This window comes from Roseateles hydrophilus (genome assembly GCF_026712245.1).
GTDB lineage: Bacteria > Pseudomonadota > Gammaproteobacteria > Burkholderiales > Burkholderiaceae_C > Pelomonas > Pelomonas hydrophilus.
Window position 1 is genome coordinate 1,285,248 of record NZ_JAPPUY010000001.1, and the last position, 17,150, is coordinate 1,302,397.

At 70.5% G+C, this 17,150-nt stretch carries 15 protein-coding genes; 9 read left to right on the forward strand and 6 right to left on the reverse strand.

Translation table 11 applies throughout. The features are described from left to right. Positions 1-2: 2 nt before the first annotated feature. Complete coding sequence (locus tag NYO99_RS05725; RefSeq protein ID WP_268166124.1) at positions 3-683, reverse strand: cupredoxin domain-containing protein; 681 nt, start codon at positions 681-683, stop codon at positions 3-5. Between the two features lie 56 nt (positions 684-739). Here NYO99_RS05725 and NYO99_RS05730 point away from each other — a divergent pair, with 56 nt between their 5' ends. Further along, positions 740-1,066 carry a YkgJ family cysteine cluster protein gene (locus NYO99_RS05730; RefSeq protein WP_268166125.1) on the forward strand — a complete coding sequence of 109 codons (327 nt, stop codon included), beginning with the start codon at positions 740-742 and terminating at the stop codon, positions 1,064-1,066. 9 nt (positions 1,067-1,075) lie between these two features. On the opposite strand, the gene NYO99_RS05735 is transcribed toward NYO99_RS05730, so the two are convergent. Further along, complete coding sequence (locus tag NYO99_RS05735; RefSeq protein WP_268166126.1) at positions 1,076-2,296, reverse strand: tetratricopeptide repeat protein; 1,221 nt, start codon at positions 2,294-2,296, stop codon at positions 1,076-1,078. 89 nt (positions 2,297-2,385) lie between these two features. Next, the gene (locus NYO99_RS05740; protein WP_268166127.1) at positions 2,386-5,919 is read right to left on the reverse strand and encodes an alpha-1,6-glucosidase domain-containing protein; all 3,534 of its coding nucleotides are present in this window, start codon (positions 5,917-5,919) and stop codon (positions 2,386-2,388) included. A gap of 218 nt (positions 5,920-6,137) precedes the next feature. Here NYO99_RS05740 and NYO99_RS05745 point away from each other — a divergent pair, with 218 nt between their 5' ends. Both NYO99_RS05745 and NYO99_RS05750 read left to right on the forward strand, forming a co-directional pair. Further along, a complete protein-coding gene (locus NYO99_RS05745) occupies positions 6,138-9,713 on the forward strand; it encodes an alpha-1,6-glucosidase domain-containing protein (RefSeq protein ID WP_268166128.1) in 3,576 nt (1,191 codons plus the stop codon). An 11-nt stretch (positions 9,714-9,724) separates the two neighbouring features. Then, complete coding sequence (locus tag NYO99_RS05750) at positions 9,725-10,279, forward strand: PEP-CTERM sorting domain-containing protein (RefSeq protein ID WP_268166130.1); 555 nt, start codon at positions 9,725-9,727, stop codon at positions 10,277-10,279. A 13-nt stretch (positions 10,280-10,292) separates the two neighbouring features. Here the strand turns inward: NYO99_RS05750 and truD are convergent, their stop codons facing one another. Further along, entirely contained in the window at positions 10,293-11,318 is a 1,026-nt protein-coding gene (gene truD / locus NYO99_RS05755; RefSeq protein WP_268166131.1) for a tRNA pseudouridine(13) synthase TruD, read from the reverse strand. A gap of 152 nt (positions 11,319-11,470) precedes the next feature. Further along, positions 11,471-12,112 (reverse strand): type II secretion system protein, encoded by a 642-nt coding sequence (locus NYO99_RS05760; RefSeq protein ID WP_326494822.1) that lies wholly within the window; start codon positions 12,110-12,112, stop codon positions 11,471-11,473. 182 nt (positions 12,113-12,294) lie between these two features. Here NYO99_RS05760 and modB point away from each other — a divergent pair, with 182 nt between their 5' ends. From modB to NYO99_RS05790, 6 genes are read left to right on the forward strand one after another with little or no spacing between them, the layout of a single operon-like run. Continuing rightward, complete coding sequence (gene modB, locus NYO99_RS05765) at positions 12,295-12,981, forward strand: molybdate ABC transporter permease subunit (RefSeq protein WP_268166132.1); 687 nt, start codon at positions 12,295-12,297, stop codon at positions 12,979-12,981. After that, positions 12,978-13,715, forward strand: coding sequence for a molybdate ABC transporter substrate-binding protein (gene modA, locus NYO99_RS05770; RefSeq protein ID WP_268166133.1), 738 nt, complete (start codon positions 12,978-12,980; stop codon positions 13,713-13,715). Before modB ends, modA begins: the two co-directional genes overlap by 4 nt. Further along, on the forward strand, positions 13,712-14,422 hold the full coding sequence (locus NYO99_RS05775) for an ABC transporter ATP-binding protein (RefSeq protein WP_268166134.1): 711 nt from the start codon (positions 13,712-13,714) through the stop codon (positions 14,420-14,422). The genes modA and NYO99_RS05775 overlap by 4 nt, the downstream gene beginning before the upstream one ends. Further along, positions 14,419-15,216 (forward strand): TOBE domain-containing protein, encoded by a 798-nt coding sequence (locus NYO99_RS05780; RefSeq protein WP_268166135.1) that lies wholly within the window; start codon positions 14,419-14,421, stop codon positions 15,214-15,216. The genes NYO99_RS05775 and NYO99_RS05780 overlap by 4 nt, the downstream gene beginning before the upstream one ends. Before the next feature lie 11 nt (positions 15,217-15,227). After that, positions 15,228-15,677 (forward strand): GNAT family N-acetyltransferase, encoded by a 450-nt coding sequence (locus NYO99_RS05785; protein ID WP_268166136.1) that lies wholly within the window; start codon positions 15,228-15,230, stop codon positions 15,675-15,677. Positions 15,678-15,737: 60 nt separating this feature from the next. Beyond that, positions 15,738-16,727, forward strand: a complete 990-nt coding sequence (locus tag NYO99_RS05790) for an LLM class flavin-dependent oxidoreductase (protein ID WP_268166137.1) — start codon at positions 15,738-15,740, stop codon at positions 16,725-16,727. Positions 16,728-16,736: 9 nt separating this feature from the next. On the opposite strand, the gene NYO99_RS05795 is transcribed toward NYO99_RS05790, so the two are convergent. Further along, positions 16,737-17,147 (reverse strand): hypothetical protein, encoded by a 411-nt coding sequence (locus NYO99_RS05795; RefSeq protein WP_268166138.1) that lies wholly within the window; start codon positions 17,145-17,147, stop codon positions 16,737-16,739. Positions 17,148-17,150: the final 3 nt, after the last annotated feature.

Consider the following 17,150-nt stretch of genomic DNA (forward strand, 5'->3'; position numbering starts at 1 on the left):
GCTCACAGCCCCGGGTAGAGCGGGTCCGGCGCCGGCGCGCTGCGCGCCTTGCGGGACGACGTGATCTGCGTCTGCACCGTCACCGCGTTGCCCGTGGCGGCCACCTGCACTGGCGTCGCGGCGCCGTCGACGAGCTGGTCGGGGTGCCAGATGCGCACGCGAGCCGGGCCCTCGGGCAGCGCTTGCAGCAGGGCGCGACCGTCCTCGCCGGCCAGCCGCGCCCACGGCGTGTCGGCCACGTACACATGGCCGCGCATGGAGCCATGGATGTGGCAGCCCAGCAGGTAGGCGCCGGGCTGCGTGAGCTGCTTGCTGTCCACCGCCGGCGGCTTGCCGCGCACGCGACCGGCCAACCGGAACTGCGTGTTGTGCCCCGGGTCCAGGTAAACGCCGCCCGCCCCCATCAGGCCCAGGATGACATGGTGATCCCAGCTGTCGAGGTTGCTGAAGCTGACCTTGGCGCCCAGCCCCACCACCGTCACGGTGGGCACGAAGCGCAGCTTCTCCTGCGCGATGGTCGCCTCCAGCACCGGCGCGGGCCGCACGCCCTGCACGCTGCTGTCCACCAGCACGACGGCATCCGGCAGCGGGCGGCCGTTGCGGTCCAGCACGGTGACGGTGAGATCGGCGGCCTGGGCGACGGCCGAGACCAGACACAACGAGGCAAGGAGGATGGCGCGCATGGTGATGAGTTGGGTCGGTAGGCGGCCAGTGTCCCACCGCTGCCTACACTGGCCGCATGAGTAGCAACCCCTGCCTGACCTGCGGCGCCTGCTGCGCCAGCTTCCGTGTGGATTTCGACTGCAGCGAACTGGAGAGCGAAGGTGGCCGCGTGCCGGACGGGCTGGCCGTGCCGCTGACCGGACGCCTCGTGCGCATGCGCGGCACCGACCACGTGCAGCCGCGCTGCGCGGCGCTGAGCGGCAAGGTGGGCGAGCGGGCCAGCTGCGGCATCCACGAGTGGCGGCCCTCGCCCTGCCGCGAGTTCGGCGAGCGCGCGCCCATGGGCATCGGCGACGATGCCTGCGCCCGCGCCCGCGCGCGGCACGGGCTGGCACCGATCTGACAGCGCCCGCTACGAGCCAGCGCGCGGCAGCAGCAGCTCGCGCCGCCGCTGCGAGCCCTGATCGCGCTGCTCGTTGAGCCAGGCCAGCTTGGCGCCATACAGGTGGCGGTCCTGCGCCGTGGCGCTGTGCTCCAGCGCCTTGGCCAGCTCGCCGCGGGCGCCGTTGACGTCGCCCAGGCCGTAGTGCGCCAGGCCCAGCCAGAAATGGAACTCCGGCACATAGGCCGCACGCGCCACCTCCTTGCGGAACAGTGAGCGCGCCGCCGCGAACTCGCCGGCCTTCATGGCGGCCACGCCCTCGTCGAAGAACTTGTACGGCGGCACCGGCTGCATCTGCGCCAGCTGGTTGGCATAGGTCTGCGCCTCGTCACGCCGCCCCAGGTCACTGAGCACCAGCACGAGGTTGGACAGGGCCTGCACATTCAGCGGCTCACTCGCCAGCACCAGGCGCAGGGCCTGCTCGGCCTCACGGTGCAGGGCCTTGCGCCGGTACAGCACGGCCAGCGTGTTGTAGGCCGCCAGCCAGCGCGAGTCGGTGATCACGGCCGCTCGCGCCCACCAGTAGGCCTCGTCCAGCTGCCCGCGCAGCAGCGCCTCGGCGGCGCGGTTGTTCTGGAACATCGCCAGGATGGTGGACTCGTCGACCACGCGCGAGCGGTGCCGGCCCAGCTGCTGCGGCGGCAGGAAGTCGATGGTGAGCATCTCCGGGTCACCATAGACCGCCACGCGGGCCGCCGCCGAGATGGGCCGCCCCAGGCTGATGTTGACGTGGCCAGCGACGAAGAAGATGCCGTTGTTGCGCGTCCAGTTCTCCTCGAGGTGGACGCTGTTGAAGCGGTACGGCAGGTTCAGGTGGCGGGCGAAGGCCGCGGTCATCATCACCAGCGACAGGCAGTTGCCGCGCCGCGCGTCGAAGGCCTCGGCGGCGGTGCGGGTGAGCTCACTGTCGTAGTCCAGCTGCAGCCGGCCCTTGGTGTAGAGCGCATCGATGAGCCCGTCGCGCACACCCTTGGCGCGGATCTGCTGGGCCATCTCGGTCTCGGCGAAGCGCTGCATGGCCGGGCTCAGGCGCAGCGGGTCGGCGGTGTCCAGCGGCGTGGCCGGCGGCTTGAACGCCGCGTCGGCGAACACGTCGACGCGAGGCGGGCCGACCGCCTCGGTGGCACAGCCGGCCAGCGCAGCAGCGGCCAGCACAACGACCCAGGCAGCAATCAGGGGGCGGACGGACATGGCGGTCTCCTCGCGGGTCCGGACCTGTCGTTTGCAGGCCTCATCCCCAGCTTAGTCCCGCGCCGCACCCCTGTCTGCAGTCACCCCGGTCAGGGCAGCACGAACACCACCGCCGAGCGCCCCGGCAGCGTGAAGCCGCCAGTGGCGCTGTCGAAGCTCGCGCCGCTGGCCACACGCTGGTCGGCGGCGCCGGCAGCCTTGTGCACCGGATGAAGCTGCAGCGCCTGGCCCACCTCGCCGGGCACGGTCAGCGTCTGCGTGGTCTTGTCGACGTTGAACAGGTAGACGATGCGCTTGAAGCCGGCGCCCGCGTAGCCGTTGCCGTCCAGCGTGGCGGCCAGCACGACCGGGTTCTGGCCCGAGCCGGTGTTCAGGAACTTCAGGCGCGCCTTGATGTCGTCGGCCGTTCGCAGGCGGAACAGCGTCGAGCTGGCGCGGATCTTCAACACGTCGCGGAAGGCGTCGCGCATCCACGCGATGTCGCCCGGCGCCGGCTTGATGGCCGCGTTGGCGAGGAAGGGCTTGAGCATCGGCCAGTCCGCACTGTTGTCCGCCGCGCGCGGCGCGCCGGTGCCGAAGTAGTTGTCCTGGTAGCTCCAGTCCAGCCGGTTGAACCAGTCGCCGCTGTCGTAGCTGTTCTTGTCCAGGCTCTTGCTGCGCAGCACGTCGGTGCCGGCATGGAAGTAGGCCACGCCCTGGCTGAACGCATTGATCGCGTTGGCCAGCAGCTGCACGCGGGCGCGGTCCTCGCGGCTGGTGGTGGTCGGCAGGCGCAGCGCCAGCACGTCGAACAGCGTCAGGTTGTCGTGGTTCTCCACGTAGTTGACAACCTCGTCCGGCTGCGTGCTCCAGCCGATGCTGTTGCCCAGGCTCTCGGCGGTGACGGTGGCGTCCCAGTGCGTCGTGAAGGTGTAGCTGCGCAGGCTGCCGGCCAGGCTGGCCTTGAGCTGGTCGCCCAGCCACATCAGGTCGGTCTTGCTGCGCGTGCCGGCGGACGGGTTGGGGTCGTAGAACAGGCCGCTGACGAAGCCCTGGTTGCTGACGAGCGCGCTGCCGCTGTCGCAGCAGCCACCGCCGCGCACGGCGTCGCGGATGATGGGGTTGAAGCTGCCAATGCCCGAGCCGCTCAGGCTGTACAGCGTGGCCTGCACGAAGCGGGCGCCGTCGGTCACCTCGCCGAAGTTCCAGCCCTCGCCGATCAGCTGGATGTCGCGGCCCAGCGTGGTCTTCAGGCGGGTCTTCATCGCCTCCATGACCGGGCGCGGCTGGTGGCCCATGATGTCGAAGCGGAAGGAGTCGATCTTGTAGTCGCGCGCCCACTGCAGCACGGAGTCGCTCATGAGTTTGCCCATCATGAGGTGCTCGGTGGCGGTGTTGTCGCAGCAGGTGGAGGTCTCGACGCGGCCGCTGGCGTTCAGCCGGTGGTAGTAGCCCGGCACGATGCGGTCCAGCACCGACTTCTCGTTCTGGCCCGAGGCCGTGGTGTGGTTGTAGACCACGTCCATGCCCACGCGCAGGCCGGCGTTCTTCAGGCCCAGGACCATCTGGCGGAACTCGACGATGCGCTTGGCGCCGTCGGCCGCGTCGGACGCGTAGCTGCCCTCGGGAGCGTTGTAGTGGTAGGGGTCATAGCCCCAGTTGAAGCAGTCGGTGCCGGCCGTGGCGGACACGGCGGCCTGCTGGGTCTCGCCATCGGCGGCGCCGGCCGGCGTGGGCGTCGTGCAGCCGCTCTCCGGTACCGAGGCCAGGTCGAACGTGGGCAGCAGGTGCACGTCGGTCAGGCCGGCGTCGGCCAGCGCCTTCAGGTGCTTCATGCCGTTGGAGCCCGCCTCGGTGAAGGCCAGGTACTTGCCACGGTTGGCGGCCGTCACGGTGGCGTCGTTGGCCGAGAAGTCACGGATGTGGAGCTCGTAGATGGCCATGTCGGTCTGCGCGGCCACCTTGGTGGACGCGGCCAGCGCATCCCAACCCGCGGGCTTGAGGTTGGCGGCGCCCAGGTCGGCGATGTAGCTGCGCTTGGAGTCGGTCGTCAGGCTGATGGCATAGGGGTCGGTGACGAGGTTGCGCACCACACCGACGCCGCGCACGAACACCTCGACGGCGAAGCGGTAGTACTTGCCGGACAGGTCGCCCGCCTTGCTGACGCTCCACACGCCGGTGGCGGCGTCGAAGGCCAGCGCGTCCACAGTCTTGGCCTCGCCAGTGCCCGTGTCGTAGGTGAAGACGGTGACCTTCTGCGCCGTTGGCGCCCACAGCTTGAAGGTGGTCTGGCCGCCGGCGATCTTCACGCCCAGGTCGTTGACGTTAGCGGCCGCCGCGTACAGGTCGTCCAGCGCGCCGGGGGTCTGGGCGCTGGTGGCGTTCTGCACGTTGCCGGCGCTGTCTTCCTGCACCAGCAGCAGCTGCTTCTTGTGCAGCTCGCCGAGCTGGGCGAGGTCGGCGTCCTTGACGGCCAGCACGACGCCGGCGCCAATGAACTTGAAGCGCGTGGCCACGGCCGTGGCCAGGCTGCCGGTGAAGCGCTCCAGCGTGAGCGCGCCGTCCGCGCCGGCGACCTTGCCGTCCTTGACCGCGGTGATCTGCGCCGTCGCCGAGTGGTAGAGCTTGAAGACGCCGCTGCCGTCCACCTGCGGCCACTGCAGCAGCTGCTTGGTCAGCCAGTAGGCCTTGGCGTCGGTCGTGGAGACGCTGCGCGTGTCCGGCGCAGCCGGGTAGACCTGCGGATCGCCCTGCACCAGCCACACCTCGGCCACCTGACCCTTGATCGTGAAAGCGCCGAAGTCCACGCGGATGTTGTCGGCCCGGCCGTCCTTGTTGGCCTGGTTGGGCGACATCCCATGGATGATGAACTCCAGCGACTTGCGGGCGCTGTTGTCCTTGGGGTTGAGCACCGGGATGTCGAACACCACCTCGCCGGCATTCACCGAGGCATAGCCCGGCATCTTGTTCAGCGCGACCGGGTTGTTCCAGTCGTCGATGGCGACGCCGGCGGGCACGCGGGCCGTGTCCAGCCCGCTGCCGTTCCACAGGTGCAGGCCCCAGCCGGCGAAGTCGCCGTCGAAGCGCTTGTAGTGCACACGCACGATCGTCACGTCCGGTGCCGCGCTGCCCAGCGGGTTGGCGGTGTAGGTCGCGCTGTCGCCCTCGATGCGCCAGATCTCGTTGACGCCGGCCTTGAGCACATAGCTCTGGTCGGCACCGCCGTGATCCTTGGTGTCGCCCTTGTGGAACAAATAGCCTACCGAACCTGTCTGCGCCGCCAGCGGCACGTTGTAGACCGCACCGAACGCGTCGGTGCTGTCGGCGTTGCGGCCGGCGTTCCAGTCCACGGCCGCTGCCGCGCCCCAGTGGTGCAGTTGCCAGCCGGTGTAGTCGCCAGCGGTGCGGCGGTAGTGGACGGTCAGCGTCGTCGGGACGCCGGCGGTGGGCGCGCTGGCGGCCGGATTGGCGGGCTGTGCGCTCAGCACCTTCTGGAAGGCCGTGTCATTGCCGATGTCCAAACCGGCCGGCGGAGCGGGCGTGGGGCTGGGTGTGGGCGTGGCGGTGCCACCACCACCGCCGCCGCAGGCCACAAGAGCCAGGGCGGTCAAGGCGGCAAAGAGCCGGTGTTTCAGGGCGTGCATGAGGGGTCTCCGGGGGCGCATGCTCGGGCAATCGCGGCGCGCCACTTGTTTTTTGTTTATCAGAAGCAAAACTACATTCGCTGTATTTCAACTGGCCAACGACGCCAGAAGGCGCGCATTTCCGCACGACAGCTCCGCCGCGCACACAGTAGTTCCACCAACTTCTGTTTGTAGTTTTACTTCATTAGCATGCGCCAAAGCAAAAAGGAGACATGCCGATGGCAACGTGGGCGGATGGTGTCGCGCAACGAGCGCGCAAGCTGGCTGGCGCCTGGGCGCTGGGCCTGATGGGGTTGTTGAGCGCCTGCGGCGGCGGCATGGAGGCGGCGCAACCGGCGCCCACCAGCCGCGCGGCCACGGCGGTCAGCGAGGACGGCGTGGAGCTGCTGGCCGGTGTCCCCGCGCCTGAGACTGCCCGCGCGCGGATCGCGGCGGTGGCCACGCCCGCCGAGCCCGCCACCTCGCTACGCGTGCACTACCGCCGCGCCGATGGCAACCATGCCGGCTGGCAGCTCCACACCTGGGGTGCGGCGCAAAGCCCGAACTGGAACGCCGGCTGGAACGCGGCCGGCAGCACCGACTTCGGCGTCTACTACGACGTGCCGCTCGCAGCCGGCACCGGCAACGTCGGCTTCCTGCTGCACCAGGGCGACACCAAGGACAACGGCGGCAACGACCAGAGCTACGCGCTGCAGGCCGGCGTCAACGAAATCTGGCGCCTGGAGGGTGACAGCAACAGCTACACCAGCAACCCGCTGCTGCTGCCCGCGCCGGACATCAAGACCGTGCGCGTGCACTACAAGCGCTTCGACGGCAACTACAGCGCCTGGGGCCTGCACCTGTGGAACGGCAGCGGGCTGGACGCCGCGCGCCTGCCCGCCGGCGTCACCATCGACCGCTGGAACCAGCCGGTGGCGCTCAACGCCCTGCCCGGCCATGCCGCCGGCGACGCCGAGGTGGTGTTCGACATCCCGGTGCTGAACCCGCAGGGCGACGTCAACCGCAAGGGCCTGGAATTCATCATCCACGGCATGCCGGCCAACGAGAACGACAAGGACGGCCGCGACAACAACATCCGCGTCGAATACGCGGCGCTGAGCATCCGCGATCAGGTCGGCCACATTTGGCTGGTCGAGCGCGACCCCACCGTCTACACCGCCGCGCCCGACCTGCGCAGCGTCTCCAGCACCGACGCGCGCGCCGTGTGGCTGAACAAGCGCCTGGTCAAGTGGCCGCGCTTGGCCAGCAGCGGCAGCGTGCGCCTGTACTACTCGGCCACCGGCCAGATCCGCGTGGGCCTGGACGCGCCGGTCAGCGGCGCCGACGGCTTCATCACGCTGGACGCCTTCACCGGCAGCGTGCCCGCCGCCGACGCACTGCGCTTCAAGTTTGTTGCCAGCGGCAGCGTCTTCAGCGTGCGCGACGCCGACATCGCCCGCCTGCCCGCGCTGCATCAGCAGCAGCTGGTGCTGGTGCAGGAAAACGCCGCCGGCCTGGTGCAGAACGCCACGACGGCCCAGATCGCCGGCGCGCTGGACGACCTGTACGCGGCGGCGGCCGACGTGCCCGACCTGGGCGCCGTCGTCGCGCGCGGCGCCACCAGCTTCAAGCTCTGGGCGCCCACCGCCCAGGCCGTCTCGCTGGTGCTGACCACGCCGCTGGGCAACTCGCCGCTGACCCGCACCACCACCGAAACCATGACACGCGACGCCGCCACTGGCGTGTGGCGCCTGGCCAAGCCCGGCTCGCTGCAGGGCGCCACCTACCGCTACCAGGTGCAGGTCTTCGTGCGCGGTGTGGGCCTGGTGAAGAACCTCGTCACCGACCCCTACTCGCAAGGCCTGACCCTGGGCGGGCAGCAGAGCGTCGTGATGGACCTGAACGCCGGCATCACCAAGCCCGCCGGCTGGGACCTGGGCGCACCGCCGGCCACCGTCAAGGCGCCGTCGGACCTCAGCATCTACGAGCTGCACGTGCGCGACTTCTCCATCAACGACGCCAGCGTGCCGGCCGCGCAGCGCGGCAAGTACCTCGCGTTCACGCAGTCGCAGTCCAACGGCATGAAGCACCTGAAGGCGCTGGCCGACGCCGGCCTGACCGACGTGCACCTGCTGCCGGTGTTCGACATCGCCAGCGTCAACGAGAAGAGCTGCACGACGCCCGCCCCCAGCGGCGCCGCTGACAGCGACAGCCAGCAGGCCGCCGTGGCCGCGACCGCCGGCAGCGACTGCTTCAACTGGGGCTACGACCCGCACCACTTCACGACGCCCGACGGCAGCTACGCCAGCAACGCGGCCGACCCGCTGGCCCGCGTGGTGGAGTTCCGCCGCATGGTGCAGTCGCTGAACGCGGCCGGCCTGCGCGTGGGCATGGACATGGTCTACAACCACACCACCTCATCCGGCCAGAACGCCACGTCGGTGCTCGACAAGGCCGTGCCCGGCTACTACTTCCGCTACAACGCCACCGGCGGCATCGAGCGCTCGACCTGCTGCGAGAACACCGCCTCCGAAAACCTGATGATGGCCAAGCTGATGGTCGACTCGGCCGTCACCTGGGTGCGCGACTACCGCATCAGCTCGCTGCGCTTTGACATCATGGGCCACCACCCGCGCGCGGTCATCGAGGCGCTGAAGGCCCGCGTCGAGGCCGCCGCCGGGCGCGCGGTGCAGATCGTCGGCGAGGGCTGGAACTTCGGCGAGGTCGCCAACGGCGCGCGCTTCGTGCAGGCCGAGATGCTGAGCCTGAACGGCTCGGGCATCGGCAGCTTCAACCCGCTGATGCGCGACGCCGTGCGCGGCGGCGGCTGCTGCGACAGCGGCAACGCGCTGGTGGCCAACCAGGGCTATGTCAACGGCTTCTTCTACGACCCCAACGCCGCCGCCAGCGGCCAGAGCCGCGGCGAGCTGATGTGGTTTGCCGACCGCATCAAGGCCTCGCTGGCCGGCTCCATCCGCAGCTTCCAGATGCAGACCAGCTGGGACGCCACGCTGCGCCTGGACCAGATCGACGTCGGCGGCATCCCGGCCGGCTGGGTGCTGGAGCCCGGCGAGGTCGTCAACTACGTGGAGAACCACGACAACCTGACGCTGTTCGACAACAACGCCTTCCGCCTGCCCACCAGCACCAGCAAGGAAGACCGCGCCCGCGTGCAGATCCTCGCCAACGCGATCAATGCGTTCAGCCAGGGCGTGGCCTACTTCCATGCCGGCACCGACGTGCTGCGCAGCAAGAGCCTGGACAAGAACAGCTACGACAGCGGCGACTGGTTCAACCGCCTGGACTGGACCTACCAGGACAACAACTTCGGCGTCGGCCTGCCGCCCGCTCGGGACAACGCCGACAACTGGGCGCTGGCCCGCCCGCTGCTGGCCAACCCACTCATCAAGCCGCACGCCAACGACATCGCCTGGACCCGCGATGCCTTCCGCGACCTGCTCAAGATCCGCAACAGCACCACGCTGCTGCGCCTGCGCACGGCCGAGGACATCAAGGCGCGCCTGAGCTTCCTGAACACCGGCTCGGCGCAGGAGCCCACGGTGCTGGTGGGCCGCATCAACGGCGTGGGCTACGCCGGCGCCAACTTCGACGAACTGGTCTACCTGATCAACGTCGACAAGACCGCCAAGCAGCTGAGCTTCCCCGTGCTGGCCGGCCGCCCGCTGGTGCTGCACCCGGCACACGTTGCCGACCAGCGCGCCCGCGCCGCCAGCTTCGACCGCGCAAGCGGCAGCTTCAGCCTGCCGGCCCGCACCGCCGTCGTCTTTGTCGCGCCCCGCGCGGCCGCCAACTGAGAGATCCCGTCATGAGCAAGACCTTTCGCCACCTCGCCGCCACGGCCGCAGCCGCCACGCTGGGCCTGGCCGCCCTCACCGCGCAGGCCGCCGATGTCGTCGTCGATGTCGCTGGCGCCACCAGCGTCAACGGCTTCGGCGAGGACGGCAACACCGTGCTGCTGGTGGATGTCGGCGCCCACAGCCGCCTCACCCGCTTCGACTGGAACGTCGTGCTGGAAGCCTTTGCACCCAGCAGCCTGTCGGAGCTGCGCGTCAGTTTCGGCAACACCAGCGGCCTGACGCTGGACTGGGCCCCTGCCGCGGACGACGCTTTCAGCGGCACCGGCAGCTACAGCGGCACGCTGGATCTCTCCGGCCTGGACCTGGCCGTGGGCGCCGACGGCCAGCTGCGCATCGAGTTCAGCGAGAGCTTCAAGGACCTGAGCCCCGGCGTCGCAGAGGGCCGCTGGGTCAGCGGTCAGCTCAGCTTCGGCGTCAGCCCCGTGCCGGAGCCCGCCAGCGCGGCATTGCTGCTGGCCGGGCTGGGCCTGGTGGCCGGCGCGCGCCGCCTGCGCCGCCGCTGAGCGCGCGCCGCATTCACTCGGCCGGCGCCGGCTCGGCCTCCGCGTGCCGCTCGGGCTCGGTGGTGCGCAGGATCTCGTCCAGCACCGACGTGGCGTAGTTCCCGGCCGGCAGCGAGAAGCTCAGCACCAGCTCGTCAGGCTGCGGCCAGTTCCAGGCCATGTCCGCCGGGCGGGCCACCAGCGCGCGGCGCTCCTGCTCCAGGCCGGCGTGCTCCATGCCGTCGCACAGGCTGGCGTGCCGCGCGGCCACGGCCATCTCCAGCGCCTGCGCCTGCTCGCTCGTCGCCACACGGCCGCGACCCCACAGCGGACCGGTGGGCTGCCCGGCCTCGTCCATCACATCGCCCGGCAAGGTCTGGCCCCACAGGCCCTGCTGGATGCGCTGTGCCAGCACCTCGTTGAAGACGAAGGAGCGCACCGCCGACAGGTAGATCCCCTTCTTCTTCGGGTTGCGCACGCGGATCTCTCGCGCCAGCATGGCGCGGCCCTGCTCGACGTTGCCGCCATCAAAACCGAAGCGCTGGGCGCCGAAGTAGTTGGGCACGCCCTGCGCCGCCACGGCGCGCAGGTTGGCCTCCAGCACATCACGGTCACCGGCCACGTCGCGCAGCACGAGGCGAAAGGCATTGCCACGCAGATCGCCCGGACGCAGCTTCTTCACATGGCGGCTCTGGAACAGCACCTTGAACTCGGGATGCTGCAGCAAGGTCAGGTCGGGCGTCTCGGCCTTGCCCTTGCCATAGGGCAGGTAGATGCTGAACCACTGGCGGGTCACCGCGTAGCGATCCTTGAGGCCGGCATAACCCACGTCGCGCTCGTCCACGCCGGCGGCCGCCGCCAGTTGCTGGGCGACGAAGGCGGTGTTGGCGCCGCTCTTCTCCACGTCCAGCCACAGGTGCTCGCCCTCGCCGGACGGCAGTTGCAGCGGCAGCTCGGTGACGATGAAGTCCTCGTTGTGGCGCTTCAGCGTGGCGCTGGCGCCGCTGACGGGATGGGCGCGGGGCCACAGGGGCAAGCGCGTGTACGAAACGTCGGTCATGAAGGGAAGGCACGGGCCTGCAGCGCCCGTGGGGCAGGCTGCAAACGGGGGTTGGCGTGGGCGATTGGGCCCAGGATTCTCGCCCCAGTGCACCGCAGGCGGGCAGCCGGCCTGTCGTCCATCGCAGCCGCCGCGCAAGGCCTTCGCGGCGGTCAGCAGCCCGACGTCAGCTTCGTCACCGACGGCTGCTCGCCGAAGTTGACCACCTCGTGGTAGATCACCATGCAATTCATGGGATCGGGGGCCGTGTCCACCCTGAACTGCGTGATGGACGTGTTGATTTCATGGATGCTGACGCCCTTCACGTCCACCCAATCCCTGATGCCGAAGTAGCTGGGCAGGCGCGATTGGCCCGTCGGGTAGCCGTTGAACATGGTGCCGATCTTTCGGTCCGGCCCGCGCATCGGCAGCGACCAGTTCCTGACATTGCAACCCGCTGTCACGACGCACTTGGAGGCCGCAATGGACACCGCCGTCGCCACGGCACCTGCCGTGGAGTTCACCTGGGCAACGCGTGCCTGCGAGCCCGTGTCGATCAACCCGGGTAGCGCGAACGCGCCCAGCACGCCCAGGATGACGATGGCCATCACCAACTCCAACAGCGTGAAGCCCCGCTGCCTGCCGGCCGGCCGCTGATGACCGGGTGGGCAAACCGGATCGCAAGGCGCCGACAGGGTGGGCGGCAGCGCACCTCGGCGGCCGATGCATGCGCGTCCCGTTGGTCGCAACCGACCGAGGCAGGCTCGGGAACAAGTCATGGCATGCGATGAGAACGTTACTTCCACGCGCGGCATGCTATCCCCGCGGCGTGACGCCACCGAGCTCGCAGCGGCCTGATTTCACGCAATGCCGCAGGATGATCAGCCCACACCTGCCGCTCGCCCGCGCCACGCCGAGCCCGTGCGGGCGCAACCCCGGCCCGCACCGCACGGCGCAGCGCCCCAATAGCGCAATGTAGTCCTCTACATTACGCACCATGCCCACCGCGCTCTGGACCGAATTCGACGCCGCGCCGCTGGCGCTCACGCTGCGCGTGGCCGGCCTGGCCACGGGGCTGGCGCTGGTACTGGGCGTCGCGCTGGGCTGGGTGTTCGCACGCACGCGCCTGCCCGGACGCGGCGTGCTGGAGGCCCTCTGCATGCTGCCGCTGGTGCTGCCGCCCACCGTGCTGGGCTATGGCCTGCTGGTGCTGATGGGCCGCCACGGCGCCCTCGGCGGCTGGCTGCGCGAGCACTTCGACTACACGGTCATCTTCCACTGGCATGGCGCCGTCATCGCGTCCACGCTGGTGGCGCTGCCGCTGGTGCTCAAGGGCGCGAGCAGCGCCTTCGCGCAGGTGGACCGGCAGCTGGAGGCCGCCGCGCGCACGCTGCGCCAGTCGGCCTGGAGCACGTTCGTGCGCGTGACGCTGCCGCTGGCCTGGCCCGGCATCCTGGCCGGCACGCTGCTGGCCTTCGCCCGCGCGATGGGCGAGTTCGGCGCGTCGCTGATGGTGGCCGGCTCCATCCCCGGCCAGACGCAGACCGCCTCCATGGCCATCTACGACGCCGTGCAAGCCGGCCGCGACGACGTCGCGCTGCTGCTGGCGCTCATCGTGTCGGCCTTATCCGTGGCCATCCTCGTGCTGTCTAACCGCTTCCTGCAACGCGCGCCTTCACCGTGACGAAACGCCTGCTCGCCGCCCTTGCCTGCTGGCTGCCACTGCTGGCTGCCGCACAGCAGCTGACCGTCTCCGCTGCGGCCAGCCTGACCGACGCGTTCAAGGCGATCGGCCAGCGCTTTGAAGCCACGCGGCCTGGCGTCACGGTGCGCTTCAACATCGCCGCGTCGGGCGTGCTGGCGCAGCAGATCGTTCAAGGCGCGCCGGTGGACGTGTTCGCCAGCGCCGACCCGGACAGCATGGACCGCGCCGTGGCACAGCGGGCGATTGCGGTCGACACGCGCCGCGACTTCGCCGCCAACGCGCTGGTGCTGGTGACGCCGCCCGGCAGCGCCGTGCAGCGCCTGACCGACCTGGCAGGGCCGGCCGTCAAGCGCATCGCCATCGGCAAGGTGGCCTCCGTGCCGGTGGGCCGCTACACGCAGCAGGCGCTGAGCAGTGCGCAGCTCTGGCCAGCACTGGCGCCCAAGCTGGTGTTTGCAGACAACGTGCGCCAGGTGCTGGACTACGTGGCACGCGGCGAGGTGGAGGCGGGCTTTGTTTACCGCAGCGACGCCGGCATCGCCGGGAGCAAGGTGCGCGTGGCGGCCACGGTCACCGGCCACGCGCCCATCCGCTACCCGGTGGCTGCCGTGGCAGACAGCCGCCAACCCGCACTCGCGCGGGACTTCATCGGCTTTCTCCACGGCGCGGAGGCGCAGGCCATCCTCGCCAGGCACGGGTTCGCGCAGCCATGATCGACATCCGCCTGCAGCTCTCGGTCCAGGACGCGCGCCGGCGCTTCGACCTGGACATTGCCTTGGCGACCGACGCGCCCGTCGTCGCACTGTACGGGCCGTCGGGCGCGGGCAAGTCGCTGACGCTGCAGGCCATCGCCGGCCTGCTGCCGGTGCGCGCTGGCCATGTGCGGCTGAACGGGCACACGCTGCTGGACACCGCCACCGGCACCTGCCTGCCGCCCGAGGCGCGGGGCGTGGGCTATCTGTTCCAGCACTACGCCCTCTTCCCCCGCCTCAGCGTGCGCGACAACATCGCCTTCGGCCTGACCAGCTGGCGCCGCCGCCTGACCGCCGACGACGCCGCACGCGTGGACGCGCTGATCGCGTCCTTCGGCCTTGAAGCGCTGGCGCACAGCCGGCCGGCCACGCTGTCCGGCGGCCAGCAGCAGCGCGTGGCGCTGGCGCGCGCGCTGGCCTGCCAGCCGCAGGTGCTGCTGCTGGACGAGCCTTTCGCCGCGCTGCACACCACGCTGCGCCGCCAGCTGCGCGCCGAACTGCGAGAGCTGCGCCAGCGCCTGGCCATCCCCACGCTGCTTGTCAGCCACGACCCCGAGGACGTGCTGGCCCTGGCCGACGAGGTGCTGCTGCTGGACGGTGGCGGCGTGCAGGCCCGGCTGCGCGCCGACGACCCAGGCCTGCGCGCGGCACTGGAGGCCGCGCCGTGAACGGCGGCGACCACCCGCTGCTGCAAGGCGAGCTGCGCCTGGCCGGCCGGCTGGACGGCCGCTTCTTCGACCTGCTGGCCGCACTGGCGCTGACCGGTTCGCTGCACAAGGCGGCCCGTGCAGCCGGCTACAGCTACAAGGGCGCCTGGCTGGTGCTGGACGCTGCCCAGGCCCTGACCCGCACGCCGCTGGCCGACAAGGCCGCCGGCGGCACGGGCGGCGGCGGCACGCGGCTGACCGCCGAGGGCCAGGCCTTGCTCGCTGCCTGGCGCGCGCTGCAGGCCCGGCACACCGCCTTCCTGCACGAACAGGCCGCCTGGCTGTCCACCCAACCGGCGCTGGATGCGCTGCTGAAGAGGATGAGCATGAAAACCACCGCCCGCAACCAGTTCCTGGGCCGCATTGCAGACGTGAACCCTGGGCCGACAACGACCACGGTGCGCGTTGCACTGGACGGTGGCCAGGCGGTGACGGCGGCGCTGACCACCGAGGCCGCCGCCGAGCTGGACGTGCAACCCGGCCAGCAGGCGCTGGCGCTGGTGAAGAGCAGCGAGGTCGTGCTGGTGACCGACTTCGGCGGCTACCGACTCTCGGCGCGCAACCAGCTGGCCGGCACCGTGTCGCGCGTGGAGCGCGGCGCGGTGTCGTCGCTGATCGGCCTGACGCTGCCCGGCGGCACGGTCGTGACGGCCAGTGTCACCAACGACGCCGTGGACGGCCTCGCGCTCGCAGCAGGCCAGCCGGCGACGGCCGTGTTCAAGGCCTATGCCGTCATGCTGGCCGTGCGGGACTGAGATCATTCGCCATGCACGTTGCCCTTGAAACCGCACGCCAGCCCGAGGTCATCGCGCTGATCGCCGAGCTCGATGCCTACCAGGACAGCCTCTACCCCGCCGAGGCGCGCTACGCGCTCGACCTGGACGCACTGTGCCAGCCCGAGGTGCTGTTTGCCGTGGCGCGCGACGCGCAGGGCGTGGCGCGGGGCTGTGCAGCCGTGGTGCTGCGCACCACGCATGGCGAACTCAAGCGCATGTACGTGCAGCCAGCCGCGCGCGGCGCCGGCCTGGCGCGCCAGATCCTGCAGGTGCTCGAAGACGCGGCACGGGCGCGCGGCTGCCCGCAGCTGCTGCTGGAGACGGGGCCGTATCAGCCCGAGGCCCTGGCCTTCTACGCGGGCCGCGGCTACGTGCGGCGCGGCCCGTTCGGCGACTACCCCGATCACCCGCTGAGCGTGTTCATGGGCAAGCAGCTCTGAGCACAGGCCCCCAAGGCCCCGCCCTGGCAAGGCCAAGCCGGCCTCGCGAAGATGACGCCCATGCCTGCCCTGCCCCCACTGTCCATCCTCGACCTCGCGCCCGTTGTGGAGGGCGCCAGCACGCGCGACGCACTGCTCAACAGCCTGGACCTCGTCAAGCTCGCCGATGAGCTGGGCTACACGCGCTACTGGGTGGCCGAGCATCACAACATGGAAGGCGTGGCCAGCTCGGCCACGGCCGTGCTGATCGGCCAGCTGGCCGCGGCGTCGCGGCGCATCCGCGTCGGCGCGGGCGGCATCATGCTGCCCAACCACGCGCCGCTGACCATCGCCGAGCAGTTCGGCACGCTGGCCGAGCTCTTTCCCGGCCGCATCGACCTCGGCCTGGGGCGCGCGCCCGGCACCGACCGGCCGACGATGCGCGCACTGCGCCGCAGCCTGGAGAGCAGCGGCGAGGACGGCTTCCCGAACGATGTGCTGGAGCTGCAGGGCTATCTCGCCCCGGCCACCGACGACGCTGCCGTGCGCGCCGTGCCGGGCCAGGGCACCGAGGTGCCGATCTGGCTGCTGGGGTCCAGCCTGTACAGCGCGCAGCTGGCCGCCTACCTGGGCCTGCCGTTCGCGTTCGCATCGCACTTCGCGCCCGACATGCTGATGCAGGCCTTGGACATCTATCGCAGCACCTACCGGCCCAGCGCGCGCCACCCCAAGCCGCATGCGATGGTGGGCCTGAACGTGCTCGTCGCGCCGACCGACGAGGAGGCGCAGCGGCTCTTCACGTCCATCCAGCAGCGCTTCCTCGGCATGGTGCGCGGCCGGCGCGGCAAGCTGCCCGCCCCGGTGGCCAGCATGGATGCGCTGTGGTCGCCGGCCGAGCGGCTGCAGGTGGAGCGCATGCTCAGCGAAGCGGTCGTGGGCTCGCCACAGACCGTGCGCGCGGGCCTGGCCGCCACGGCCGAACGCACCGGCGCCGACGAGTTCATCGCGGCCTGCGCCGTGCACGACCACGCCGCGCGGCGGCGCTCCTACGAGCTGCTCGCCGGGCTCTGACTGGGCCGCTTATCGCCCAAGTCCCATCGCACCCGCAGCGACGACAGCCCAGAGCGTGGCGGCGCCCGCAGCCAGCGAGGCCAAGCCGATGACCGGCAGAAAGCGCAGGGCCTGCGGGACGCTGGCCTGCGCAAACTGACGATGCAGGCGCCAGGGCACAGCCAGCAAGACGCCAGTCGTGCCCAGCAGTACCCAGCCAAACCACCAGAACACCGCCGACCCGGCCAGCGCGGGTGCCGCCCACACAAGTGCGATGCCAACCAGCAGACGCACCGCCAGTTCAGCGTAGTGTTTGGCAGCCGACCCGGCGAAGCCAAGCAGGAAGCCGCAGACAAGCGGCGGACGAATCAACGCAGCCAAGCCAAGCGCCACCAGGAACACCCCTGTTGCTGCAACGATGGCAACGCTCAGCAGTTGCATGAT

Bases quoted from the DNA above. Each gene is read 5' to 3' on its own strand.
- NYO99_RS05795 (WP_268166138.1), bottom strand. From the start codon at position 17,147: ATGCAACTGCTGAGCGTTGCCATCGTTGCAGCAACAGGGGTGTTCCTG.
- modB (WP_268166132.1), top strand. From the start codon at position 12,295: ATGCCCACCGCGCTCTGGACCGAATTCGACGCCGCGCCGCTGGCGCTC.
- NYO99_RS05785 (WP_268166136.1), top strand. From the start codon at position 15,228: ATGCACGTTGCCCTTGAAACCGCACGCCAGCCCGAGGTCATCGCGCTG.
- NYO99_RS05740 (WP_268166127.1), bottom strand. From the start codon at position 5,919: ATGCACGCCCTGAAACACCGGCTCTTTGCCGCCTTGACCGCCCTGGCT.
- NYO99_RS05750 (WP_268166130.1), top strand. From the start codon at position 9,725: ATGAGCAAGACCTTTCGCCACCTCGCCGCCACGGCCGCAGCCGCCACG.
- NYO99_RS05775 (WP_268166134.1), top strand. From the start codon at position 13,712: ATGATCGACATCCGCCTGCAGCTCTCGGTCCAGGACGCGCGCCGGCGC.
- NYO99_RS05730 (WP_268166125.1), top strand. From the start codon at position 740: ATGAGTAGCAACCCCTGCCTGACCTGCGGCGCCTGCTGCGCCAGCTTC.
- NYO99_RS05735 (WP_268166126.1), bottom strand. From the start codon at position 2,296: ATGTCCGTCCGCCCCCTGATTGCTGCCTGGGTCGTTGTGCTGGCCGCT.
- NYO99_RS05790 (WP_268166137.1), top strand. From the start codon at position 15,738: ATGCCTGCCCTGCCCCCACTGTCCATCCTCGACCTCGCGCCCGTTGTG.
- NYO99_RS05725 (WP_268166124.1), bottom strand. From the start codon at position 683: ATGCGCGCCATCCTCCTTGCCTCGTTGTGTCTGGTCTCGGCCGTCGCC.
- truD (WP_268166131.1), bottom strand. From the start codon at position 11,318: ATGACCGACGTTTCGTACACGCGCTTGCCCCTGTGGCCCCGCGCCCAT.
- NYO99_RS05745 (WP_268166128.1), top strand. From the start codon at position 6,138: ATGGCAACGTGGGCGGATGGTGTCGCGCAACGAGCGCGCAAGCTGGCT.
- NYO99_RS05760 (WP_326494822.1), bottom strand. From the start codon at position 12,112: ATGCCGCGCGTGGAAGTAACGTTCTCATCGCATGCCATGACTTGTTCC.